Origin of the sequence: Brevundimonas denitrificans, assembly GCF_030160755.1 — a bacterium.
Lineage (GTDB): Bacteria > Pseudomonadota > Alphaproteobacteria > Caulobacterales > Caulobacteraceae > Brevundimonas > Brevundimonas denitrificans.
On sequence record NZ_BSOY01000001.1, the window covers coordinates 97,425 to 110,658 of the forward strand.

Annotated in this window: 15 protein-coding genes; 7 read left to right on the forward strand and 8 right to left on the reverse strand. The window is 68.2% G+C overall.

Going from position 1 to position 13,234, the window contains the following annotated elements:
* Positions 1-4 precede the first annotated feature (4 nt).
* Genes QQJ79_RS00590 through gyrA form a run of 4 tightly spaced genes read right to left on the reverse strand, consistent with a single transcriptional unit; the run spans position 5 to position 4,982 of the window.
* Positions 5-859, reverse strand: a complete 855-nt coding sequence (locus tag QQJ79_RS00590; RefSeq protein WP_284219990.1) for a peptidylprolyl isomerase — start codon at positions 857-859, stop codon at positions 5-7.
* 1 nt (position 860) lies between these two features.
* On the reverse strand, positions 861-1,343 hold the full coding sequence (gene coaD, locus QQJ79_RS00595; protein WP_284219994.1) for a pantetheine-phosphate adenylyltransferase: 483 nt from the start codon (positions 1,341-1,343) through the stop codon (positions 861-863).
* Positions 1,344-1,391: 48 nt separating this feature from the next.
* On the reverse strand, positions 1,392-2,195 hold the full coding sequence (locus QQJ79_RS00600) for an aminotransferase class IV (protein ID WP_284219998.1): 804 nt from the start codon (positions 2,193-2,195) through the stop codon (positions 1,392-1,394).
* A 3-nt stretch (positions 2,196-2,198) separates the two neighbouring features.
* Positions 2,199-4,982: a DNA gyrase subunit A gene (gene gyrA / locus QQJ79_RS00605; RefSeq protein WP_284220000.1), complete on the reverse strand. Its 2,784-nt coding sequence runs from the start codon at positions 4,980-4,982 to the stop codon at positions 2,199-2,201.
* A 124-nt stretch (positions 4,983-5,106) separates the two neighbouring features.
* Between gyrA and QQJ79_RS00610 the strand changes: the two genes are divergently transcribed.
* The gene (locus tag QQJ79_RS00610) at positions 5,107-5,682 is read left to right on the forward strand and encodes a superoxide dismutase family protein (protein ID WP_284220001.1); all 576 of its coding nucleotides are present in this window, start codon (positions 5,107-5,109) and stop codon (positions 5,680-5,682) included.
* Between the two features lies 1 nt (position 5,683).
* On the opposite strand, the gene QQJ79_RS00615 is transcribed toward QQJ79_RS00610, so the two are convergent.
* The gene (locus QQJ79_RS00615) at positions 5,684-6,244 is read right to left on the reverse strand and encodes a hypothetical protein (RefSeq protein WP_284220002.1); all 561 of its coding nucleotides are present in this window, start codon (positions 6,242-6,244) and stop codon (positions 5,684-5,686) included.
* 57 nt (positions 6,245-6,301) lie between these two features.
* Between QQJ79_RS00615 and QQJ79_RS00620 the strand changes: the two genes are divergently transcribed.
* From QQJ79_RS00620 to QQJ79_RS00630, 3 genes are all read left to right on the forward strand, one after another.
* Entirely contained in the window at positions 6,302-6,697 is a 396-nt protein-coding gene (locus tag QQJ79_RS00620) for a DUF5990 family protein (RefSeq protein ID WP_284220003.1), read from the forward strand.
* A gap of 71 nt (positions 6,698-6,768) precedes the next feature.
* Positions 6,769-6,936: a 50S ribosomal protein L33 gene (gene rpmG / locus QQJ79_RS00625; RefSeq protein WP_055830646.1), complete on the forward strand. Its 168-nt coding sequence runs from the start codon at positions 6,769-6,771 to the stop codon at positions 6,934-6,936.
* Positions 6,937-7,012: 76 nt separating this feature from the next.
* Positions 7,013-7,198, forward strand: coding sequence for a hypothetical protein (locus QQJ79_RS00630; RefSeq protein WP_284220012.1), 186 nt, complete (start codon positions 7,013-7,015; stop codon positions 7,196-7,198).
* Positions 7,199-7,205: 7 nt separating this feature from the next.
* Here the strand turns inward: QQJ79_RS00630 and QQJ79_RS00635 are convergent, their stop codons facing one another.
* Together QQJ79_RS00635 and QQJ79_RS00640 are read right to left on the reverse strand one after the other, a co-directional pair.
* Positions 7,206-8,570, reverse strand: a complete 1,365-nt coding sequence (locus tag QQJ79_RS00635; protein ID WP_284220014.1) for a PleD family two-component system response regulator — start codon at positions 8,568-8,570, stop codon at positions 7,206-7,208.
* A 6-nt stretch (positions 8,571-8,576) separates the two neighbouring features.
* Positions 8,577-8,942, reverse strand: a complete 366-nt coding sequence (locus tag QQJ79_RS00640; protein ID WP_055830736.1) for a response regulator — start codon at positions 8,940-8,942, stop codon at positions 8,577-8,579.
* Positions 8,943-9,059: 117 nt separating this feature from the next.
* Between QQJ79_RS00640 and QQJ79_RS00645 the strand changes: the two genes are divergently transcribed.
* Together QQJ79_RS00645 and QQJ79_RS00650 are read left to right on the forward strand one after the other, a co-directional pair.
* On the forward strand, positions 9,060-10,310 hold the full coding sequence (locus QQJ79_RS00645) for a DNA polymerase IV (protein WP_284220016.1): 1,251 nt from the start codon (positions 9,060-9,062) through the stop codon (positions 10,308-10,310).
* Between the two features lie 88 nt (positions 10,311-10,398).
* On the forward strand, positions 10,399-11,811 hold the full coding sequence (locus QQJ79_RS00650; RefSeq protein WP_284220018.1) for an alkaline phosphatase PhoX: 1,413 nt from the start codon (positions 10,399-10,401) through the stop codon (positions 11,809-11,811).
* Here the strand turns inward: QQJ79_RS00650 and QQJ79_RS00655 are convergent.
* On the reverse strand, positions 11,780-12,847 hold the full coding sequence (locus QQJ79_RS00655) for a COX15/CtaA family protein (protein WP_284220020.1): 1,068 nt from the start codon (positions 12,845-12,847) through the stop codon (positions 11,780-11,782). The genes QQJ79_RS00650 and QQJ79_RS00655 overlap by 32 nt on opposite strands.
* 134 nt (positions 12,848-12,981) lie before the next feature.
* Here QQJ79_RS00655 and QQJ79_RS00660 point away from each other — a divergent pair, with 134 nt between their 5' ends.
* Positions 12,982-13,233 (forward strand): transglycosylase, encoded by a 252-nt coding sequence (locus QQJ79_RS00660; RefSeq protein WP_284220022.1) that lies wholly within the window; start codon positions 12,982-12,984, stop codon positions 13,231-13,233.
* The last annotated feature ends 1 nt before the right edge of the window (position 13,234 follow it).

A 13,234-nucleotide genomic window follows, 5' to 3' on the forward strand; every position in this document is an offset into this window, starting at 1 on the left:
CGCATCATCCCCCAGTAACCTCGGCGATCGGCTGGATATCGCAAACGGTGAAACGCGCGCCCCGCTCGGTCCGCACCTGTTCAACCATGGCGGCGAAGGCGGGGCTTGCGGGGGGCCTGACCCGCACGACCGGGCGCTCCCGTTCCGGCAGGGCGGCCGCGGTGCGCGCGCGGGTCATGAGGTCAGGATCCACGACCTGTCCATTGGCCGCCTCGGATCCCGGCTTCAGCGCCCGGACCACATCGAGGCCGGCCACGACCCGGCCGAACGGCGCGTACAGGCCGTTCAGGCTTTCGTTCACGCCGGTCATGATGAAGAACTGGCTGTTGGCGCTGTGGGGGTCCTGGTTACGCGCCATGCCGAGGATGCCGGGGCAGAACAGGGCCTGGGCCGCGGTCTTGAAGTCGGCTGTGACCATCATCTGCGCGTCCGGCTGGGTGAAGACCGGCATGGAGCCCGCAAAGCCAAGGAGACCCGCCTGGGCCGTGACGAGACTGACGAACCCGAGGTCGCGACCGCGTCGGAACTGGAACTCGCCGTCAATGTCCGGCAGTTCGCTGCCGCCTGCTCCGGTGCCCAGCGGATCGCCCGTCTGGGCCATGAAGTCCGCCAGCACCCGGTGGAATTTCAGCCCGTCGTAGAAACCCTGGTCGGCCAGGGTGCGGACGCGCTCCACGGACAGGGGCGCCATCCGCGGCTCCAGTTCAATCAGGATGCGGCCTTTGGCCGTGTCGATGATGAGCAGGTTCTCGGGCGCAATGGTGCGCCATTCGGGCGTCGCAGTCTGGGCGGCGACAGGGCCGGACGCAGCGAGAAACACCGTCGAAAGCGCGGCGGCGATGGCGATCTTAAAGCTCATTCTAACCCTTGACCTTGGCCCGCACCATTTCGGCGACGGCGGGACTGACGAAACTGTCGATCGCGCCGTCCAGCCGGGCGATCTCCTTGACGAGGCGCGAGGCGATGGCCTGGTGCCGCGGATCGGCCATCAGGAAGACCGTCTCGATGTCGGCATTGAGGCGCTGGTTCATCGCCGTCATCTGGAACTCGTATTCGAAGTCCGCGACCGCGCGGAGGCCGCGTACGATGATGCCGGCGTCCAGTTCCTCGGCGAAATGCATCAGCAGGCTGGAGAATGGCCGCACCTCGACCTTCGAGCCCAGATGGGCGACCTCGGCGCGGACCATCTCGACCCGCTGGTCGGTCGTGAACATCGGACCCTTTTCGTCGTTGCGGGCGACGCCGATGACCAGCCGGTCGACCAGCTTCACCGCGCGCCCGATGATGTCCATATGCCCGTTGGTCACGGGATCGAACGTGCCCGGATACAGGCCGATGCGCATGCAGTCCTCCCCGCTTTCCAGCGGTTTAGCAGGTGCGGATGAGACGGCCTAGATCGGTTGAACGGGGTTCGAGGCCCATGCCGCCTGAAGACGATCGATCAGCGACGGCGGGATGGTCAGGGCGAGGTCGCCGATGGCTGTCACGGCGCAGGCAGGTGTGGCGCTGTTGCAGATGAAGGCTCCATCGAACCGGTCCAGGTCAGCGACCCGGACCGTCTCCGTGACGCTGGCCAGACCGACATGGGCCAGGCCGCGATCCACCAGCGACTGCGCGACGCCGGCCAGCATCGGGGCTTGCGGCCAGACGACCCGATCGCCCCGGAGGAAGCCGATGTTCCAGACGCTGCCTTCGGACACCCGGCCGTCGGCATCGGCGAACAGGGCGTCGTCGAAGCCGGCGTCGCGGGCGGCGCGACGGGCTCGCATCAGGCCGAAGGTGGCGACGTGCTTCAGATGCGGCGCCTCGCGCGCATAGGTCTGGACCTGCACGCGCAACGCCGCGGCCAGCGGGGGTGGTGGATCGAAGACCCCGATCATCACCTTGGGCCGGCCTCGCCAGCTCGCCTCGCGCATCCATATCTCGGGCGAAAACAGGCTGATGCGCAGCCAGGCGTCGGTCCGGTCCGCCAGGGCGCCGCGCATCAAACCGCGCAACCGGTCATCGCCGACCGCTTCGCCGAACAGCTCGACCGCCGAGGCCTCAAGCCGCGCCAGATGCTGGTCCAGCCCGCGCACGCCCCCGTCCTCCACCCGGAAGGAGGTATAGGCCCCGTAGTTGAACAAGGCGTGGTAGCCGAGGTCCGCCTGCGAGGCGGGTTCGCCGTCCACCCAGAGTTCGTGGACGGCGGCCAAGCGTCAGTCCCCGCCGTCCTCGTTTCCGCTCTCGACGGCCGCCTCGTCCTCGTCGCCGCCCCCGGAATCCGGCAGCCGCTCGACCGAGACGACCCGCTCGCCCTCGGCTGTGCGGAAGATGGTCACGCCCTGGCTCGAGCGGCCGACAATGCGGACCTGACCGACCGGGGTGCGGATCATCTGTCCGCCCGAGGTGACCAGCAGCAATTCGTCGCCGTCCTCGACCGGGAAGGAGGCCGCCAGACGCGCGCCCGCGCGGCCGCCCAGGCCGTGAGCCGTCAGCCCCTGCCCGCCCCGGCCGGTGCGCCGGTATTCATAGGCCGACGAGCGCTTGCCGAAGCCGGTCTCCGTCACGGTCAGGATGAACTGTTCCGCGGCGCCCAGTTCGGCGATCCGCTCGACGCTCAGCGCGGCGTCAGCGGAACCTTCGCCGCCCTCGTCGTCAGCCTCGACCGTCGGAGTTTCGTCCTCGCCGTCCGTCGCCCGGCGCATGGCCGAGGCGTGTTTGACATAGGCGGCGCGTTCGTCCGGCGTGGCGTCGACCCGGCCCAGCACGGCCATGGAGATGACCTCGTCGTCCTTCTGCAGGCGGACGCCGCGCACGCCGGTCGAATCCCGGCCCTTGAAGACGCGCACGTCGTCGGCCTTGAAGCGGATGGCGCGGCCGAGCGCCGTCGTCAGCATGACGTCGTCCTCGGCGGTGCACAGCGCCACGCCGACCATATGGTCGCCGTCCTCGAGCTTCATGGCGATCTTGCCGGCCCGGTTGACGGTGGCGAAGTCGCTCAGCTTGTTGCGGCGCACGTCGCCCGACTTGGTGGCGAACATGATGTCGTAATTGCCCCACTCCGCCTCGTCCTCGGGCAGGGGCAGGACATTCATGATGCTGTCGCCCGGCTCGATCGGCAGCAGGTTGACGAAGGCCTTGCCGCGCGACTGCGGATTGCCCAGCGGCAGACGCCAGGTCTTGAGCTTGTAGGCCTTGCCGTTGGTGGCGAAGAACAGCACCGGCGTATGGGTCGAGGCCGAGAAGACGCCGACGACGGCGTCGTCCTCCTTCATCGCCACGCCCGAGCGGCCCTTGCCGCCGCGATGCTGGGTCCGATAGGCGTTCAGGGCCACGCGCTTGACGTAGCCGCCGTGGGTGACGGTGACGACCATGTCCTCGCGCGGGATCAGGTCCTCGTCTTCCAGCTCATAGTCGCCCTCGCCGATCAGCGTCCGGCGCGGCACCGCGAACTCCTCGCGCACGACCAGCAGGTCCTCGCGGATCACGGCCAGGATGTTGGCGCGGTCGCTGAGCAGGGTCAGATGGCCCTGGATGGTGTCGGCCAGGCCGCGCGCCTCGCCGAAGATGTCGTCGCGGCCGAGGCCGGTCAGGCGGCTCAGGGTCAGGCCCAGGATGGCCCGCGCCTGTTCATCGGTCAGGTTCAGCTTGTCGCCCTCGACCAGCATCGAGCGCGGGTCGGCGATCAGCTGGATCAGGGCGATCATGTCGCCCACCGGCCAGCTCTTGGCCTGCAGCCGCTCGCGCGCCTCGGCCGGATCGGCCGAGCTGCGGATGATGTGGATGACCTCGTCGATATTGGCCACGGCCACGGCCAGACCGACCAGGACGTGGCCGCGGTCGCGGGCCTTGGCCAGTTCGAACTTGATGCGGCGGACGACCACTTCCTCGCGGAACTCGAGGAAGGCCTCCAGCAACTGGCGCAGGCCCATCTGAATGGGCCGGCCGTGGTTCAGGGCCAGCATGTTGACGCCGAACGAGCTCTGCATGGCGGTGAAGCGCCACAGCTGGTTCAGCACCACATCGGCCGAGGCGTCGCGCTTCAGCTCGATGACCATCCGCATGCCGTCGCGGTCGGATTCGTCGCGGACGTCGGAAATGCCCTCGATCCGCTTCTCGCGGACCATTTCGACGATGCGCTCGATCAGGGTCTGTTTGTTGACCTGATAGGGCAGCTGGGTGACGACGATGGCCTCGCGGTCCTTGCGGATCGTCTCGATCGTGGCGACGCCGCGCACGATGACCGAGCCCCGCCCGTCGCGCAGGGCGTTGCGCGGCGCGGTGCGGCCCAGAATCTCGCCGCCGGTCGGGAAGTCCGGGCCGGGCACGATGTCCAGCAGGGCGTCGTCGGTGATGTTGGGATCGTCCAGCAGGGCGACGCAGGCATCGACGATCTCGCCGAGATTATGCGGCGGGATGTTGGTGGCCATGCCGACGGCGATGCCGCCCGCGCCATTGACCAGCAGGTTCGGGATCCGCGCCGGCAGGACGACGGGCTCCAGCTCCTTTTCGTCGTAGTTCGGCTGGAAATCGACCGTGTCCTTGTCGATGTCGGTCAGCAGGGCCGAGGCCGCCGGGGCCATCCGGGCCTCGGTGTATCGCATCGAGGCCGGCATATCGCCGTCGACCGAGCCGAAATTGCCCTGGCCGTCGACCAGCATCAGCCCCATCGAGAACGGCTGGGCCATGCGCACCAGCGCCATATAGACCGAGGCGTCGCCGTGCGGGTGGAAGCGGCCCAGCACGTCGCCGACGACGCGCGCGCATTTCGAATAGGCGCGATCCGGCGTCATCTTCAGGTCGTGCATCGAGTACAGGATGCGGCGGTGCACGGGCTTCAGCCCGTCGCGCGCGTCCGGCAGGGCGCGGGACACGATCACGCTCATGGCGTAGTCGAGATACGAGCGCCTCAGCTCGTCCTCGATGGTGATGGTGGAAATGTCGCCGCCGCCGGCCCCCGACGAAGGAGGAAGGGCGTTTTCGTAGCTGTCGTCAGTCAAGGAAATCAGGCTTTAAATGGCCGGAATCGGAACGTGATCCGCGAACCGGTTTTCTAGCATCCAGGGGCTGCCGTGGCAAAGCGGCGCCAAGCCCCGCAGCCCCGCCCGGACAAGGACCCCGACCATGCGCGCCGCCCGCCTCGCCGCCCTCGCCCTCCTGCCGATCGCCGCCGCCCTCGCCGGCTGCGTCAGCGTCACGGCCCACGATCATTCGGCGGCGCCCCGGCGCGCCGCCACGGGGGATTTCGGCGAGGCGACGCTCGTCAACGCCTCCGGCGCCCGGGCCGGCCGCGCAGTCCTGACCCAGGGGGCGACCGGCCTGCTGATCCGCATCGAGGCCGAAGGCCTGACGCCCGGCTGGCATGGCGTCCACATCCACGCCACGGGCCAGTGCGCCGCGCCCTTCACCTCGGCGGGCGGCCACATCAATCACGGCGACCCCAAGGCGCCGCATGGCCTGCTGAACGCCGGCGGACCCGACGACGGCGACCTGCCGAACGTCTTCGCGGACGCGGGCGGCCGGGTAAACGCCGAGGTCTTCACCACCCGCGCCCGCATCGCTTCAGAGGGCCCGGGCCAGTGGCTGTGGGACGCCGACGGCTCGGCCCTGGTCATCCACGCCAACGCCGACGACCACGTCTCCCAGCCCATCGGCGGGGCCGGCGACCGGCTGGCCTGCGGCGTGATGGCGGCGGGGTAGGCTATTCGGCGACCGGCCGGGTCAGGTCGAACTCCACGCGCAGGTGGCGGTTCGCCCGACGCAGCTCATAGGCGTAGATCCGCCCCGGATGCACCTCGACCGCCCAGACGTTGGTGGTCGAGACCGCGGCGTTGCCGGCGTTGAACAGTTCGATCGAGAACGCATCGACCGGGAATTCCTGCCGGTTCGCCGTGCCCGCCGAAGTCGTGTCCCCTCCGTACCAGTGCAGGCCGTCGGGATTGCCCTCGGGATCGCGGTGATCGTGTTTCAGGGTCAGGCCGCCGTTTTCGTTGCGACTGATGACCCAGGTGCGGGATTTATCCTCGCCGACGTGGAAGGGGATGCGGACCTCGTCGGCCGAGCAGTCGCGAACATGCATCAGCAGTCGCGAACGGGCGAAATCAGCGTCGGCGGCGTCGGTGGTCACGACCCGCCCCTCGAATCGCTGCCCACAGAGGGCGTTCAGATTGGCCATGAAGGCGTCCTGTTGCGGCGCGGGCGCGGGGACCGTAGCGCAGGCGGACAGGGCGAGAGCGGCGGCGAGGGCGAATATCTGTTTCATCCAGCCAGCCTATCCCCAAGACCGGGCCTCGCCTAATCTGACGCCATGGCCGGGACCGTGACGCTTCGCCTCATCATCGACGACCCTGTGCCGGGCGTGCGGTACAGCCTGCAGAAGGACGACCTGCCGTTCGAGCCCCGCACCGCCGGGGACGGCCCGATCGCCTTCGAGCTCCCGATCACCCTGCAGCCCGACGGCCGGATGACCGGGCCGTTCGTCCGCCGCGAGGGGCCGCAGCGCCGCTTCGTCTACATCCGCATCGGCACATCGGCGGGCGACCACTCCAGTCCCTGGAGCCGGCGCGCCAAGATCGACATCCACGACATTCCCAAGGCCCTGCTGGTCCCGGACGCCTTGCTGGAGGTGCATTTGCCCGGGCGCGGCAAGGACGATTCTCCGGCCTGCGCCACGGTTCGTCCGGTCACGATATGGCAGGCTGTCGAGCGCCGTTGACTTCCGGGCGCGCCTGAGTATGTTCCGCGCCTCTCATTTTAGCGGCTTTCGCCGTCGCAAAGGTTATTCCGATGGCCAAACCGGCTTCCATCAAGATCCGCCTGAACTCCTCGGCCGACACCGGCTTCTTCTATGTCACCAAGAAGAACGCCCGGACCATGACCGAGAAAATGGTCGTCAAGAAGTACGATCCCGTCGTGCGCAAGCACGTCGAGTTCAAGGAAGGCAAGATCAAGTAAGGGCCACGCCCTGCTGGATTTGAAGACGCCCGGTGGAAACGCCGGGCGTTTTTCTTTGTCGTGGTAGACTGATGTGATGACTGATCCGAACGACGATCCGCAGCTTCCCGAAGCTTCTACCGAGAGCCCCGTTCAGCGGGCGCTTCGCCTGAAGAAGGCGGCGATTGATGCGCGGGAGAAGCCGCCCCGCGGCGGCCGCTTCCAGCGCGAGCAGGCCGCCCGAATCGCGACGGGCAAGTCGAAGCCGTGGATGAGCCGGTAGCGACCCCTCAGGCCGCTCGCGCGATCACCTGATTCCGCCCGCGCGCCTTGGCTTCATAGACGCCTTCGTCGGCCCGTTTGAGGAGGGCGTCCGGGGTGTCGTCGAGACCCGTGCTGGCGGCGACCCCGACCGAGACGGTGATGGTCAGCCCCTCGGCGCCGCCCATGATCGGAAACGGCTGGGCCGCCACGTCACGCCGGATGCGGTCGGCGACATGGGTCGCGTCCTCAAGGCTGGCCCCCGGCATCACCACCACGAACTCCTCGCCGCCCAGACGGCACGGGAGGTCGATGGCGCGGACATTGGTGGCCAGACGCACCGCGAACTCACGCAGCACCTCGTCGCCGGCGTCGTGGCCGAAGCTGTCGTTGACCAGCTTGAAATGGTCCAGATCCATCATCAGCAGGGCCACCGGCTCTCCGCCCTGCCCGGCCCGGTTCATCAACCCCTGCAACTGGCCGGCCATGTAGCGGCGGTTGTGCAGGCCGGTCAGGGCGTCGGTGACGGCCATCTCGAGGCTGTAGTCGAGCTTTTCCTTGAGGAAGTCGGCATAGCGTTTGCGCTTGATCTGGGTCCGCGTGCGCGCCTCCAGCTCTTCCGGATCAACCGGGCGCGGCAGGATGTCGTTGACCCCCAACTCCAGCGCCTTCAGCAGGCGCGGCCGGTCGGCCGGATCGACCACGGCCAGGATGGGGGTGCGCCGCGAGGCCTCGGTGGAACGAGTCTGGGCGACGAAGCGCAGTCCGTCGAACTCGGCGCTCGAAACATTGACGATCATCAGATCGACGGGGCCCCGGGCCGCGATCAGGGCCGCGGCGGGGTCGCTTTCAACCGTCGGGCGATGCTCGCCGGCCAGATGCTCGATCATCTTCCTGGCCTGACGCTCATTGTCGTCGACGATCAGGATGCGGCCGCCCGAGCCGCGCAACCGCCCCGCGCCGTCCGTATCCACACCCAGCCGACGACCGCTCTCCTCGCGTTCGCGCAATTCGTCCATCACCGATTTCAGCCGCAGCAGGGAGCGCACGCGGGCGAACAGGATGACGTCGTCGATCGGCTTGGTGACGAAGTCGTCGGCCCCGGCCTCCAGGCCCTTGATCTTGTCCTCGCGCCCGTCCAGCGCGGTCACCAGAACGACCGGGATGTGCCGCGTGACCGGATCGGCCTTCAGCCGCCGGCAGGTCTCGAAACCGTCCATGCCGGGCATCATCACGTCCAGCAGGATGATATCGGGGCGCTCGTCCGAGGCGATCCGCAGCGCCGTCGCGCCGTCGCCGGCGGTCAGCACCTCATAGTATTCAAGCGTCAGCTTGGCCTCGAGCAGGCGGACGTTCGGTTCGACGTCGTCAACGACAAGAATACGCGCCGTCATCGCTCGCTACCCCAGATGTTTCCGAACCACGTCGAGGAAATGCATCACCGAAATGGGCTTGGAGATGTAGGCCTCGCAACCGCCCTGACGGATACGCTCCTCATCACCCTTCATGGCGAAGGCGGTGACGGCGACGACGGGGATATGGCTCAGTTCCTCGTCGTCCTTCAGCCATTTGGTGACTTCCAGGCCGCTGATCTCGGGCAGCTGGATGTCCATCAGGATCAGATCGGGCTTGTGCAGGCGGGCCAGGGCCAGCGCCTGCAGGCCCTCGCGGGTCTGCAGCGTCTCGTAGCCCTGCGAGTCGAGCAGATCATGAAAGAGCTTCATGTTCAGCTCGTTATCCTCGACGATGAGGACTTTCTTGGACATCATCACCTTGGCCTGTCGCCTCATGGAGTGCGGCTGCACGGAGGCTTTTCGCCTTCTTCGTGCACTGTGACCCGCCGGGTCTTAAGTTGGGGTGAAGCCAGACCACAGGACGCCGCCGTGCCGATCCGCGCCATCTGCCGCGACTGCCTTCACGCCGGCGACCACCGGGTCGAACGGTGCCCGGCGTGCGATTCCCGCCGCATGGTCCAGCACGACGAACTGGACCGGCTGAGCATCGCCCATCTGGACTGCGACGCCTTCTACGCCTCGGTGGAGAAGCGCGACCGGCCCGAACTGCGCGACCGGCCGGTCATCGTCGGCGGCGGCAAGCGCGGCGTGGTCTCGACCTGCTGCTACATCGCCCGCCAGTACGGCGTTCATTCGGCCATGCCGATGTTCAAGGCGCTGAAGGCCTGTCCCGAGGCCGTCGTGATCAAGCCGGATTTCCACAAATACATCGCCGCCAGCGAGGCCATTTTCGGCGCGGTCGGCCAACTGACGCCGCTGGTCCAGACCCTGTCGCTGGACGAGGCCTGGATCGACCTGGTCGGAACCGAGCGATTGAACGGCGGCCCCCCGGCCTTCCAGCTGATCCGCCTGCAACAGCAGATCGAGGCCGAGACCGGCCTGACCGTCTCCATCGGCCTCGCGCCCAACCGCTTCCTCGCCAAGGTGGCGTCGGAACTGGACAAGCCGCGCGGCTTCTCGGTGCTGGGATCGGAGGCGCAGGCCGTGCTCGCGCCCCGGCCCGTCGGCATCCTGCCCGGCGTCGGCCCGGTGTTTCGCAGGACGCTGCAGAGCGACGGCTACGCCACCGTCGGCGACCTGGCCGCCGCCGACGTGCGCGAACTGGTCAAACGTTATGGTGAAACGGGCCTGCGCCTGCACGACCTGGCCCACGGCCGTGACGCCCGCGCGGTCGATCCGGGGCGCGAACGCAAGGGGATGAGCGCGGAAACCACCTTCAATGAAGACCTGACCTCCGCCGAGGACCTCGAGGCCGAGCTGTGGCCGCTGTGCGAGAAGCTGGCCTCCAAGGCGCGGCGGGACGGCGTGGCCAGCCGGGTGCTGGTCCTCAAGCTGCGCCGCACCGACTTCAAGATCGTCACCCGGCGGATGTCCCTGCCCGAGCCGGTGCAGACCGCCCGCGCCCTGTTCGCCGCGGGTCGGGAGTTGATGGCCCCCGAACTGGGCCGGCCCTACCGTCTGATCGGCATCGGCATGGGCGAAGTGGTCGACGCCGTGGATTCTCATGCGCTGTTCGAGACCGCCGAGACGCGGGCGCTGAAGACAGAGACGGCGATCGACCGTCTGCGCGCCAAATTCGGCGCCAGGGCGGTCGTCGCGGGGCGAGCCCTGAAGGACTGAGGCTGTGGCATCCTGCCGCCGTCACAGAACCATGATGACCGCAAGGTCCAGCCTCGCCATAAGCGACGCCAGCGAATCCGGAGTCCCCATGCGCCCCCATCGTCGTGAGCTGATCGCCGGCTCGGCCGCCGCCTTCGCCTTCACGGGCTTCTCGCGCCATGCCGAGGCGCAGACGGCCGCGACGGAGGAGACCTACGTCAATCAGGTGGCCGGTTACGGCCCCCTGGTGCGCGACCCCAACCGCCTGCTCGACCTGCCGGAGGGCTTTTCCTACCAGGTGATCTCGCAGAGCGGCGACACCATGGACGACGGCCTGTTCACGCCCGGCCAGTTCGACGGCATGGGCTGTTTCCCGCTGGACGGCTCGCGCGTGGCCCTCGTGCGCAACCACGAACTGAAGGGCTCCAGCGGCCTGCATCGCAACCTCGGACCGGGCGGCTTTCATCAGGAGCGGATCGGGCTGCTCGACCCCGCCAAGGGTTATGACACCTACAAGGACGGCCGGCCCCTGCCCGGCGGCACGACCACCCTCGTGTATGATCTGGAGACGCGACAGGTCGTGCGCCAGTTCCTGTCCCTGTCCGGCACCAGCACCAACTGCTGCGGCGGCCACACGCCCTGGGGCAGCTGGCTGACCTGTGAGGAGACCGAGGAGACGCCGTCCGACGGGGATGTCACCCGGGATCACGGCTATGTCTTCGAGGTGCCGGCCAACGGCACCGGCCTCGCCGACCCCGTCCCGCTGAAGGCCATGGGCCGGTTCGAGCATGAAGCGGTCTGCGTCGATCCCCGCACCGGCATCGTCTATCTGACCGAGGACAAGGCCGACGGCCTGTTCTACCGCTTCATCCCGACGACGCCCGGCAAGCTGGCCGAGGGAGGCAGGCTGCAGGCCATGGCCTTCCGCGACGCGCGCGGCTCGGACAGTTCCAACAACGAGACCCGTCTCTGGTCCGTCAGCGACTGGCGCGACGTGGTCTGGATCGACCTGGAGGATGTTGAAAGCCCGGCGGGCGACCTGCGCATGCGGGGCCACGCGGCCGGCGCGACTCTGGTGGCGCGGGGCGAAGGCATATTCTGGGGCGACGGCGAACTGTATCTGACCGCCACCTCGGGCGGACCGATCAAGCGGGGACAAATCCTGCGTTATGTCCCCTCACGCTTCGAAGGCTCTGTGGGCGAGCGGTTGCGCCCGGGCCGGATCCAGCTGTTTGTCGAGAGCACGGACGAGAAGACCATCAATATGGGCGACAATCTGTGCGTCGCGCCCTGGGGTCATCTGGTGGTCTGCGAGGACAACTATTCCTCGGCCATCCGCAACCACGTGAAGGGGGTCACGCCGGACGGGAAGCTCTACACCATCGCCCGCAACGTCTTCACGGGGAACAGCGAGTTCGCCGGGGCCGTGTTCTCGCCCGACGGCGAGGTGCTGTTCGTCAACATCCAGTATCCCGGCGTGACCTTCGCGATCAGAGGCCCCTGGACCTCGGTCCGGACGTAAACAGCCGCGCCTGCGAGCGTCGCACCAGCCACAGATTGACGGTCGCGGCCGCCAGAACCAGCGCCGCCCCCGCCTGATGCAGGGCGCCCAGCCACAGCGGCGTGGCGTTCATCAGGGTGGCGATGCCCAGACCGGCCTGCAGCCACAGGGCCGCCGCCACGGCGAAGGCCGCCGCGCCCAGCCCCTCGGCCAGCCGCCAGCGCCACGCCTGTACCGCATAGACCGTCCCGCCGATCAGCAGACCATAGGCCCAGATGCGGTGGTTGAACTGGACCAGCGCCTGATCATGCAGGAAGGCCAGTCCGCCCCGGCTCCATTCCACCGGAGGCAGGAAGGCCCCGTTCATCAGGGGCCAGTCGGTATAGACGAAGCCCGCCTTGGCCCCGGCCACCAGCCCGCCCAGCAGGCACTGGACGAAGACCGCGCCCAGCAGGACGGTCGCGCCGCGGCTCCAGCCCACAGGCAGGCGACTGTGCGATTCGCCGTTCCAGGCCTCCAGCCCGGTCCAGATCAGTCCCATGAAGATCGCCAACGCCAGACCCAGATGGACCGTCAGCCGTTCCGGAGCCACGTCGACCCGTTCCGACAGGCCGCTGGACACCATCCACCAGCCGATCAGCCCCTGCAGCCCGCCCAGCGCCAGCAGGACGGCGCAACGCACAATCAGCCGCCGGGGCATCTGACGCAGGATCAGGAAGACGGCGAACGGCAGGGCGAAGGCCGCCCCGATCACCCGGCCCAGCAGGCGGTGCGCCCACTCCCACCAGAAGATGCCCTGGAACTCAGCCAGGCTCATGCCGGCGTTGACCTGGGCGTATTGTGGAATGGCGCGGTATTTCTCGAACGCCGCGTTCCAGTCGTCCGCGTTCATCGGCGGCAGGGCGCCCATGATCGGCTTCCACTCGGTGATCGACAGTCCCGAGCCGGTCAGGCGGGTGACGCCGCCGACCACGACCATGGCGAAGACGAGGACGGCGCAGCTGAACAGCCAGATGGCGACCGCGCGGTTCTGATCGCCACCGATGAAACGCTTCATTCGACGCCTGCCGTCCCGACCGTTACAGTGCCCTCGCGTCCTTGGATCGCGCCGGCCCCAGCGGTATGCCCGCGCTGTGCGGCGAGATCGAGTCGCTTTTCGGCGTCGCATCGCCGCAAGTCTGGAGAGGCCGGTTGCCGTACGTCGAAATCATCATCGCGGTCCTCGGCGCCTTCGCCCTCGCCTGGCTGGCCGATCTGGTCACCGGCCGGCGCGGCCTGTTCGCCACCTCGCTGGTCTCCGCCGTCGCCGCAGCCGCCGGCTGGTTCCTCGCCGTGCGGGTCTTCGGCGCCAGCACGATGACCGAATGGACCTGGGTGCTCTGGGCGCTGGCCGCCTCGACCCTGGCCCTCGGCGCCTTCTTCCTGTTCCGGAGCAAGCGCTGAC